The 9,330-nt window shown below is 60.5% G+C and carries 10 protein-coding genes; 4 read left to right on the top strand and 6 right to left on the bottom strand.

The window, feature by feature from the left end; all coding sequences use genetic code 11:
- Positions 1 to 43: 43 nt before the first annotated feature.
- From HGHM_RS15440 to HGHM_RS15420, 5 genes are all read right to left on the bottom strand, one after another.
- On the bottom strand, positions 44 to 469 hold the full coding sequence (locus HGHM_RS15440) for a hypothetical protein (RefSeq protein WP_019142452.1): 426 nt from the start codon (positions 467 to 469) through the stop codon (positions 44 to 46).
- A gap of 304 nt (positions 470 to 773) precedes the next feature.
- Positions 774 to 1,838, bottom strand: coding sequence for a low-specificity L-threonine aldolase (gene ltaE / locus HGHM_RS15435; protein ID WP_019142451.1), 1,065 nt, complete (start codon positions 1,836 to 1,838; stop codon positions 774 to 776).
- Between the two features lie 165 nt (positions 1,839 to 2,003).
- Positions 2,004 to 2,249 (bottom strand): DUF2061 domain-containing protein, encoded by a 246-nt coding sequence (locus tag HGHM_RS15430; RefSeq protein WP_026076084.1) that lies wholly within the window; start codon positions 2,247 to 2,249, stop codon positions 2,004 to 2,006.
- A 158-nt stretch (positions 2,250 to 2,407) separates the two neighbouring features.
- Entirely contained in the window at positions 2,408 to 3,271 is an 864-nt protein-coding gene (locus HGHM_RS15425) for an acyl-CoA thioesterase (RefSeq protein ID WP_019142449.1), read from the bottom strand.
- A 49-nt stretch (positions 3,272 to 3,320) separates the two neighbouring features.
- A complete protein-coding gene (locus HGHM_RS15420; RefSeq protein ID WP_019142448.1) occupies positions 3,321 to 4,904 on the bottom strand; it encodes a class I adenylate-forming enzyme family protein in 1,584 nt (527 codons plus the stop codon).
- Positions 4,905 to 4,913: 9 nt separating this feature from the next.
- Here HGHM_RS15420 and HGHM_RS23210 point away from each other — a divergent pair, with 9 nt between their 5' ends.
- Both HGHM_RS23210 and HGHM_RS15410 read left to right on the top strand, forming a co-directional pair.
- Positions 4,914 to 5,084, top strand: coding sequence for a hypothetical protein (locus tag HGHM_RS23210; RefSeq protein ID WP_019142447.1), 171 nt, complete (start codon positions 4,914 to 4,916; stop codon positions 5,082 to 5,084).
- A gap of 27 nt (positions 5,085 to 5,111) precedes the next feature.
- Positions 5,112 to 5,873, top strand: a complete 762-nt coding sequence (locus tag HGHM_RS15410) for a sulfite exporter TauE/SafE family protein (protein ID WP_019142446.1) — start codon at positions 5,112 to 5,114, stop codon at positions 5,871 to 5,873.
- A gap of 5 nt (positions 5,874 to 5,878) precedes the next feature.
- Here HGHM_RS15410 and HGHM_RS15405 read toward each other — a convergent pair whose 3' ends face one another.
- Positions 5,879 to 6,508: a GGDEF domain-containing protein gene (locus HGHM_RS15405; protein ID WP_019142445.1), complete on the bottom strand. Its 630-nt coding sequence runs from the start codon at positions 6,506 to 6,508 to the stop codon at positions 5,879 to 5,881.
- 277 nt (positions 6,509 to 6,785) lie between these two features.
- Here HGHM_RS15405 and HGHM_RS15400 point away from each other — a divergent pair, with 277 nt between their 5' ends.
- Both HGHM_RS15400 and HGHM_RS15395 read left to right on the top strand, forming a co-directional pair.
- The gene (locus HGHM_RS15400) at positions 6,786 to 8,126 is read left to right on the top strand and encodes an NAD(P)/FAD-dependent oxidoreductase (RefSeq protein ID WP_034348565.1); all 1,341 of its coding nucleotides are present in this window, start codon (positions 6,786 to 6,788) and stop codon (positions 8,124 to 8,126) included.
- A 77-nt stretch (positions 8,127 to 8,203) separates the two neighbouring features.
- On the top strand, positions 8,204 to 9,196 hold the full coding sequence (locus HGHM_RS15395) for a chorismate transformation enzyme, FkbO/Hyg5 family (protein ID WP_245549226.1): 993 nt from the start codon (positions 8,204 to 8,206) through the stop codon (positions 9,194 to 9,196).
- Positions 9,197 to 9,330: the final 134 nt, after the last annotated feature.

Raw genomic sequence — 9,330 nt, 5'->3', positions numbered from 1 at the left:
ATAAAGCTGACCGGCAGCGCAGCTGTCCGTGTCGAGCGATGAGTTAAGTGTTTCCATATAGCGGCCCTACAAGGACATTTCCATCAAACTTTATAACGCTATTCTGCGTAAATACAATTCCGCCGTAAGCTTCCGCTATTTCGAACAGACATGAGATAAGCGCTTCATTTTCATAAAATTCTTTCTTCGTCACTAGACCTAGAACGATTCTTGATTGGCGCACAAACGAGGTTGCCTCTTGCTTGCGATGATCGTCATCGTGCAAAGAGGAGATATATCCCACAAATCCATTTAAATGTGATCCGAGCTGTTCAGTAGGCATTACGTTGAATCGAACCAAGTCTCCAGCTACGTCAACCTCAAAGTAACGCTCCCTTTTAAAAAAGGTTTTCTTGCTTTTAGCCGATTCAAATATCTTTCCAAGGTCTACGTCTTCGACAGGTAGATATATTGTCGCATTCGCTGGCATGCCGTCCCTCTATACACTTAACTTGTTATAAATCGCAAAACACTAATTTAACACGGCGGGTTGTCGTTTAACATGGAATGCAATTTCCCTCGAAAGCCGCATGAATACTCGCCTTGCGGCGCTCGTGCTGTGTTAGCACACAGGTTTAACAAAACCGGCAAACCACGCACTTTGTTAGCAACGGCCTATAACTACGGGATTAGTCTTGCGTGCAGGCTTCCGCATCACCGCTTGATGTTTAAACGGCTTGGTAAGCGGCGCGGCATTGTTCATCTGGCCTGTCATTCGACAGCCACGCCGCGTTTCAGAAAGCAGCGATGACTCCGCGCACATGCTCGATATCAGCCAACCCGACATCGAGGTGCGTCACCCAGCGGATCGTCTTGCCGGCATGCTTGCGCGGCGGACCGCTCGTGACTTGGACATTGCGGGCGGCAAGATGAGCAAGGAATTCGTCTGCTACTTCACCCGCAACATCCGTGAACACCATATTGGTTTGCGCGGGATGAACGACGATCTGTCCGGCCAGCCGCGGACGGCTGGCGACGGCCTTGGTCAAGGTGTCCGCGAGCAGGGCCGCATGCGCATGGTCCTGCGCCAGCCGCTCGACATGATGCTGCAGCGCATGGATGCCGGCGGCGGCCAGCATGCCGGCCTGCCGCATCGCGCCGCCCAGCATTTTGCGATGGCGCTTTGCCTGCTGAACGAATGAAGCTGAACCAAGCAGCAGCGAGCCGACCGGTGCACCGAGTCCTTTGGACAGGCAGAGCGACAGGGAATCGTAGGATGCGCAGATCTTGCGCGCCTGGGCCAGCGCGTCGCCGCCGCTTTCCGTGGCCAGCGCCACCGCGGCATTGAACAGGCGTGCGCCATCGATATGCGTGCGCAGTCCATGGCGCCGGGCGAGTTCGCGCACGGCTTGCATGTAGGCGATCGGCAGCACCTTGCCGCCGGTGGTGTTTTCCATCACGATCAGCCGGGTCCGCGCAAAGTGCTGATCGTCCGGCTTGATCGTGCTTTCGATGTCGTCCAGCGCAATCGTGCCGTCCGGCTGATGCGCGAGCGGCTGGGGCTGGATCGAGCCGAGCACCGCCATGCCGCCGGCTTCCCAGCGATAGGTATGCCATTGCTGGCCGACGATCGCTTCATCGCCGCGCTGGCAATGCGTCATCAGGGCGATGAGATTGGTTTGCGTGCCGCTCGGTGCAAATAGTGCCGCTTCGAAGCCGAGCATCTCTGCGGCCATGTCCTGCAGCCGGTTGACTGTCGGGTCGTCGCCGAATACGTCGTCGCCCAGCGGCGCGTCGAACATGGCCTGTTTCATGGCTGCGGTGGGGCGGGTGACAGTGTCGCTGCGAAAGTCGCTCATGGCTTGCCTCGAAGATTGGTCCGGATACCGGATTGTATGTGTTTCGGGGAAGCGAGCGCTTTGGAAGGAAGGGAAAAAAGAAGGGAGGAGGAGGAATCACGAAGGAGGAATCACGAATGAGAGGGACATCCGCGGAGGAAGCGCGCGCTAAGGCGCGCATCCCTGTTACCCGGCGGAAGCCACAGAGCCGGCCGGAAGATTTTCCGTGGCCCTGGCTTTTTTGGCCTCAAGCTTCTGGCGGATCCTTTCCCACATCCTGTCGTGCAAGGGCATCAGGATGACATTGCAGATCGGTTCAAGGATGGCAGCCGCGCCGCCGAAGGTGAGCGACCCGGTCAGCCAGTACATCAGGCCGAAAGCCACGCCCATGTGGAGGCTGATTTGACTGATTGTTCTTGCAGCGGTGACCATGATCTTGCTCCTTGGCTTGTCTGTTTGATCTTATATCGATGAGATAGATGGTAATCATTCTCATTTAATAGATCAAATTGATAAAACCAAGGCAGCTCATAGGAAAGATTTATTCAACCGGCCGGAACAGCTCCAATAAGCGGCGCCGGCCGCTTCGCTCAAGGCTTCGGTTCGCGCAAACGGATTAGGCCTTCCTGCGCCAATGTCGCCAGCAGTTCCCCTTTGCGGTTGTAGACATGCGCAAAGCACAAGCCGCGGCCGCCCGAAGCGTTCGGGCTTTCCATGGCAAACAGCAGCCACTCGTCCATGCGAATCGGCCGATGGAACCAGATCGTGTGGTCCAGGCTGGCGATCTGCAGGCGCGGATCGCCCATGCGCACGCCATGCGGTTGCAGGGATGTCCACAGCAAGCCGTAATCCGATACATAGGCGAACAGGGTTTCGTGCACCAGCGGATCGTCCGGCAGTTGCATCGGAGCGCGGGTCCAGACAAGCCGGTTCGGCTTGCCTCCGTTACTGCCGAAAATATCGGTCGCCTGCTCTGACCGGAAATCCACCGGTACCGGGCGGAACGGCCGCTTCGGGCTGCCGCCGTGCTGTTTCCACAAGGCGATGCTGGAAGGCAGGGATTCCGGATCGGGGCTGGCCGGTGCCGGTTTCTGGTGCGACAAGCCTTCTTCCGCGACCTGGAAGGACGCTGACATGACGAAAATCTTGCGGCCTTCCTGGAACGCCACTACCCGGCGCGTGGTAAAGGAGCCGCCGTCGCGCACGCGCTCGACTTCATACTCGATCGGCAGGCGGTGGTTGCCGGGAAGGATGAACAGGGAATGCAGGGAATGCGGGCGCCGCCCTTCCACAGTCATGGTCGCGGCATACAGCGCCTGGCCCAGGGCTTGTCCGCCGAATACATTCGGGCTGCCCATGAAATGGCTCTGGCCGCGGAAGCGGTCCGGGCCGATCTGTTCCAGCTTGAGCAGCTGCAGGATTTCTTCGGTGTTGTAGAGGGTGTCATCCACCATGATAGTCATGCCTGATCAAAAGAAATGAGAAGGGAAATGAAAAGAAACCTTAGCGCGGCGCAGTCTTGCCATTCTTTGCAAGAAAACGGTCCCGCAATTCGCGCTTGAGCACCTTGCCGATCGCGCTGCGCGGCAAGGCTGGTACGATGTCGACGGCAGCCAGTCGCTGCGTCTTGCCCAGACGCGCGTTCGCCCATGCGAGCAGTTCATCGGCTTCAAGCTGCGCGCCCGCTTTAGGCACCACGAAGGCCGCCGGCGTTTCGCCCCAGCGCTCGGAAGGCACGCCCACCACCGAGGCTTCGGCAATCGCTTCATGCTGTAGTAGAACTGTTTCCAGGTCGCTGGGATAGATGTTGAAGCCGCCGGAAATGATCATGTCCTTCTTGCGGTCGAGCAGCGTCAGAAAGCCGTCCGCATCAAAGCGGCCGATGTCGCCGGTGCGGATGAAGCGTTTGCCGGTCGGATCATGCCATTCGGCTTCTGCCGTCTTGGCCGGCTGCTTGTGGTAGCCCGCCATCATTGCCGGGGAATGTCCGACCACTTCGCCGGTGCCGCCCGGAGTCGCTTCCCTTCCCTCGTCGTCGATCAGACGGATGTCATGCCCGGGCGCCGGTTGGCCGACGGTGTGCAACTTGTCCGGATGCTCATGTGCCTTCAGGATGCAGGTGCCGCCGCCTTCGGTCATGCCGTAGTACTCGATCAACCCACCCGGCCAGCGCCGCAGGATGTCCGCCTTCAGCGCAGCGGAAAACGGCGCGCTGGTGCAAAACTTCATCCGGAATGACGACAGGTCGTATTGCCCGAAATCCTCGCGCGCCATGATGCGCTGGTACTGCACCGGCACCAGCATGGCGTGCGTGACGCGATGCTGCTGCGCCAGCGCCAGCCAGACACCGGCATCGAATTTCGCCATCAGCACCACCGTGCCGCCCAGGCCGATGGCCGGGAAAAAGCTCACCAGCGTCGTATTGGAATACAGCGGCGTCGACACCAGCGTGACCGCATCGGGACCATAGCCGTTGCTGCGGCCGCGCTGCACATGGGTCCAGCGCATCGAATGCGGCTGCACGATGCCTTTGGGCGTGCCGGTGGTGCCGGAGGAATAGATGATGTTGAATGGCCAGTCCGGCTGGATGGCCACCGGTGCCGGCTTTGCATCGGCCGCGGCAAGCCAGCCGGACAGCGCTTGTTCCTCGGCGCTGTCATCCATTGCAATCGCCGGGATGGCGAGCGCTTCGCGGATAGGAGCCAGGGCTTGCACAACCGACTGATCGAGGAAAAGTAGGCGTGCATCGGCATCGCGGATCATCGACGCCAGGCTCTCGGGCGAGGAAGAAGGCGCGAGCGGCGCGACCGCGACGCCGGCACGCAGGCTGCCGAGGAAGACGGCGGCATATTCGATCGAGGTCGCGGCACAGATGGCGATGGCGTCCCCGCCCTTCAGCCCTTCTCTTTGCAGCGCCGCTGCTACCCGGTCCATCAGGGCGTCAAGCGCTGCATAATCGAGCACGCGCTTGTCCTGGACCAGCGCGGGGTGGCGCGGGCCGGAGGCGGCATGCAGGCGGATCAGGTTGGGAAGGGTGTCGAAGCGCTGATTGAGAATGTCTTCAATCGTCAGTTCAGTTGCAGGCATGCGAGATGGATGATCAAGTGGAAAGCCGGCGAGGCATGGGCTGGCCTGCCTCGCGAATTGCCTCAATACTATTCCAGTTTCGGCTTTTTTCGCAGCTTGCCGCTTGAGGAAGCAAAAGAATTGATGCGGCAAGCCCATGTTGCTCTCCCTCACGCTTTTGCTTTTTATCAGGCAAACTGAGGGCCGCATCAATTTTCAGGTATTCCAATGTTCGGATTCGAATCTGCACTCGTACTGAGCGCCGTGATGGGCACGCTCCTGCTGGCCGGCTTCGTCAAGGGTATTTCCGGCATGGGCATGCAGGTAGTGGCAATGGGCGTGCTGTCCGTGGTCATGCCCCCGGCGCAGGCGGCCGCCATCCTGGTCGTACCATCCACCGTCACCAACCTGTGGCAGCTGTTCACCGGGCCCGCCTTCGGGGCATTGGTGCGAAGGCTGTGGGCGATGATGGTGGCGATCTGTGTCGGGACCTGGCTCGGCTTCGGTGCTCTCGCCGGCAGCAATGCGAAGCTGGCAGCCTTCATCCTCGGCGCCGTGCTAGTGCTGTATGCCTTGCTCGGGCTCGTCAAGGTGCGCTTTCGCGTGCCGCCGGAAAAGGAATGGTGGCTGTCACCGGTGATCGGCTTTGTCACCGGTTTGCTGACCGGCGCCACCGGCGTGTTCGCCATTCCAGCAGTGCCCTACCTTAACGCGCTGGGACTTGGCAAGGACGAGCTGGTGCAATCGCTGGGCCTGTCCTTCACCATATCCACCCTGGCCCTCAGCCTCGCTCTCTTCATTCAGGGTGCATTCGGCATGCAGGTGGCTGGTGCTTCGCTACTCGCCTTGCTGCCCGCGATGCTCGGCATGCTGGCAGGAGAATGGATGCGGGTGCGGGTGAGCGAACAGGGATTTCGCCAGCTGTTCCTGGTCGGGCTCCTGCTGCTGGGGGCGTACACCGTCATCAAGAACTTGCCCGGACATCCCTGAAGAACTCAGTCCTCCGGGAGCGGCGGCATGTCCGGCAGATCTTCCTCGATCTGCACAGTGCGATTGCCGCCTTCCTGCTTGGCCTGGGCGAGCGCTTTGGCAGCGCGTTCCAGCATCGACTCCGCCGTATCCTTGACCGAATTAGTGGTAATCCCGACCGAAAAGCCCGGCACGAGGCCGGGCGCGATCGATTGCCAGTCACAGCCGTCGATCGCCTTGCGCAGCCGGGTCATCGCGATCATGCCCTGATCGAGCCAGGTCGTCGGCAGCAGGACACCGAACTCGTCACCGCCAAGGCGGCCGAAGCGATCCAGCACGCGCAGCAGCGCAACCGCACTATCCGACACCGTCTTCAACACCCTGTCGCCGGCCGCATGTCCGTAGCGATCGTTTATCTGCCCGAACCGGTCCAGTCCGATCACCGCGAAACAGAAGGGATGGCCAGTGCGGCGCGCGCGCTGCAGTTCCGCTTCGAGCAACTCGACCAGGCTGCGGCGGTTGAGCGCGCCGGTCAGCCGGTCGTGGCGGGTCAGCTCCGCGATTTGCGCGCGCAAGTCTTCGATCTCCCTCTCCTGCTCGGTCAGTTGCTGCCGCAGCAGTTGGCAATCGGGGCAGGAAGGCGCTTGTCTTTCCATGTTGGCTCCAGTGGGACGCGTGGCTGTCATCATGCCAGCGACAGCAAATCGGCTTGTTTTTAATGTTGGTCTGGCAGCGGCTCGGCGGGCAAGGGACAGGCGATCGCTTGCCCGGCAGCGTGCGAATCCCGATACGGTAAACCAAACGTGGCTTCGTCGGCAATGTCTTGCAACTGCGCGGCTTCATCGCGCAACGATGTGGCGAACCAGCACTCTACGGCGCGAAAAAATGATGTTAAAGTTCCGTTCCGGTTCAATCCTGTAAGAGATAGTCACAATGAAACCCAACGTAGACACGCCTTCCGACATGAGAGAGTGCGATGTTCTTGTCATAGGAGGCGGTCCGGCGGGTTCCACGGCGGCGGCTCTGCTTGCCGAGAGGGGCCATCGCGTCACCCTCATCGAGAAGGACCGGCATCCGCGCTTCCATATCGGCGAATCCCTGTTGCCGGCCAATCTTCCGCTCCTGGAAAAACTTGGTGTGGCCGACGAAGTGAAGGCCATAGGCATGGAAAAGTGGGCGGCGGAATTCGTCTCGCCCTGGCATGACCACAAGCAGGTCTTTCACTTCGCCGATGCCTGGGACAAGTCCATGCCCCACGCCTATCAGGTACAGCGCGCCGAGTTCGACGAGATCCTGATCCGCAATGCAAGGCGCAAGGGTGCCGAAGTGATCGAGGGCTGCCGCGTCCATGACGTGGCCTTCCTGCCCGGCGACGAAGGCGCACTCATCCATGCGCGCACCGAGGACGGCGCTGACCAGTCCTGGCGCGCGCGTTTCGTGCTCGATGCCTCCGGCCGCGACACCTTCCTCGCCAACCGCTTCAAGGTCAAGCAGCGCAACGAAAAGCACAACAGCACCGCCATCTTTGCGCATTTCGCGAATGTGCAGCGCAATGAGGGCAAGGCTGCAGGCAATATCACGATCTTCTGGTTCGACCACGGCTGGTTCTGGTTCATCCCGCTGGCAAACGGGAATACCAGCATCGGCGCAGTGACCTGGCCGTATTACCTCAAGACCCGCAACAAGAAGCCGCTCACTGAATTCCTGATGGACACCATCGCCCTCTGCCCCGCCTTGCAGGAGCGCCTGAAAGGCGCGCAGATGGTGACCGAGCCGGAAGCCACCGGCAATTATTCCTATACCTGCACGCAGACGCATGGCCGGAACTATCTGCTGCTCGGCGATGCCTATGCCTTCATCGATCCCGTGTTTTCTTCCGGCGTGATGCTGGCAATGCAAAGCGCATTCGTGGGTGCCGATACCGTCGACTGCTGCCTGCGTCGTCCCGGCGAGGCCGCGGCCGCGCTGAAGCGTTTCGACCGGAGCATGCGTGTCGGGCCGAAGCAGTTCTCCTGGTTCATCTACAGGATTACCAATCCGACCATGCGCAATCTGTTCATGGGCCCGCGCAACCTCTTGCGCATGCAGGAGGCCCTGCTGTCGGTCCTGGCCGGCGACGTGTTCGGCAAGACGCCGATCGGCCCTTCCCTGCTGGCCTTCAAGGGCCTGTATTACGGGATATCGCTGCTGAACTTCAAGCGCACGCTGATGGCGTGGCGCGATCGCAAGAACAATATTCGTAGTGTTGATGCCGTGGGCGGGATGACGAATTGATAGAGCTTGATACATCCAGTCTGCAATGCGCCTACTTGCCGATTGAGAAATACAGCATGCGGGAATGGAAAGACCGCATGCTCGGAACGATCAGTTTCACTCCCCGTGGGCAGAACCCAGCTCCGGCAATGGAAAACCTGCCATTTGCGCAGGTGCTGATGCCGGCGCTCGACTTGAATGGCGAGGTCGGCTCGGCCTGCGAAGTGTGGAGCGGCAAAGGCAGCTTCACCTACGGCCTGCGCAAGGGCGTGCGCTACGGCCACAATGACGAGATCCTGTTCGGCGCGATCCAGCTCGACGATGCGCAGTTTGACAATGCCAGCGTGCGCGCCGCGGGCAAGACGCCGCTGCAGCAGGCATCCGAGACGGCTTACCTGGAAATCTTCGGCCTGCTCGATGCCTTGCAATTTCCGCACATCCTGCGCTTCTGGAATTACATCGCCAACATCACCGGAGAAAGCCACGGCCTGGAGCGTTATCGCCAGTTCAACATGGGCCGTCAGGACGGCTTCCTCGCGAGCGGACGCAAGGTGATGGGCAGCGTGCCGGCCGCGTCCGCCGTCGGATACGAGCAGGGGCCGCTCACCATCTATTTCCTCGCCGGCCGTGGCGAGGCGCCGGTCGCGATCGAAAATCCGCGCCAGGTCAGCGCCTACAAGTATCCGCAGGAATACGGCCCGCGCAGCCCGACCTTTTCCCGCGCCAGCGTTGCACGCCTGGGCGACGACAATGTCCTGTTCCTGTCGGGCACCGCGAGCATCGTCGGCCATCGCAGCATGCATGTGGGCGATGTGCTGGCACAGACGCGCGAGACGCTGGCCAACATCACCGCCATGGTGGGCGAGGCCAACCGCGTTGCGCCGGATGCGGAATTTTCGCTGGGCGACCTGTGCTACAAGGTGTATGTGCGGCATCCGAAAGATGTGCCGGCAATTCACGGCGAGTTGCGCCGCGCATTGGGCGAATCCGCGCGCCTCATGTTCCTGAAGGCCGACATCTGCCGCCAGGACCTGCTGGTGGAAGTGGAAGCGACCGCCGGCCATCCCCTGGAGTTTGCAATCGGCAAATAAGCGGCGATCCGCCTGCATTGCGATTTAGACAGCGCCAAGCGGCACGGCTTCCTTTATCATGCTTTCCCGCCGCTGCCATTGCCGACGAAGGCATGCAGACATGGCGGCGGCGGTTTAACGGAAGTGTGGTAATG

The organism is Noviherbaspirillum massiliense JC206 (assembly GCF_000312045.1).
Lineage (GTDB): Bacteria > Pseudomonadota > Gammaproteobacteria > Burkholderiales > Burkholderiaceae_D > Noviherbaspirillum > Noviherbaspirillum massiliense.
Note: the sequence above shows the minus strand (reverse complement) of the source record. Positions and strands in the feature narration are given on the sequence as shown.

Excerpts from the sequence above, each read along its gene's own strand:
- HGHM_RS15440 (WP_019142452.1), bottom strand. The coding sequence starts at position 469 with ATGCCAGCGAATGCGACAATATATCTACCTGTCGAAGACGTAGACCTT.
- ltaE (WP_019142451.1), bottom strand. The coding sequence starts at position 1,838 with ATGAGCGACTTTCGCAGCGACACTGTCACCCGCCCCACCGCAGCCATG.
- HGHM_RS15430 (WP_026076084.1), bottom strand. The coding sequence starts at position 2,249 with ATGGTCACCGCTGCAAGAACAATCAGTCAAATCAGCCTCCACATGGGC.
- HGHM_RS15425 (WP_019142449.1), bottom strand. The coding sequence starts at position 3,271 with ATGGTGGATGACACCCTCTACAACACCGAAGAAATCCTGCAGCTGCTC.
- HGHM_RS15420 (WP_019142448.1), bottom strand. The coding sequence starts at position 4,904 with ATGCCTGCAACTGAACTGACGATTGAAGACATTCTCAATCAGCGCTTC.
- HGHM_RS23210 (WP_019142447.1), top strand. The coding sequence starts at position 4,914 with ATGATCAAGTGGAAAGCCGGCGAGGCATGGGCTGGCCTGCCTCGCGAA.
- HGHM_RS15410 (WP_019142446.1), top strand. The coding sequence starts at position 5,112 with ATGTTCGGATTCGAATCTGCACTCGTACTGAGCGCCGTGATGGGCACG.
- HGHM_RS15405 (WP_019142445.1), bottom strand. The coding sequence starts at position 6,508 with ATGGAAAGACAAGCGCCTTCCTGCCCCGATTGCCAACTGCTGCGGCAG.
- HGHM_RS15400 (WP_034348565.1), top strand. The coding sequence starts at position 6,786 with ATGAAACCCAACGTAGACACGCCTTCCGACATGAGAGAGTGCGATGTT.
- HGHM_RS15395 (WP_245549226.1), top strand. The coding sequence starts at position 8,204 with ATGCTCGGAACGATCAGTTTCACTCCCCGTGGGCAGAACCCAGCTCCG.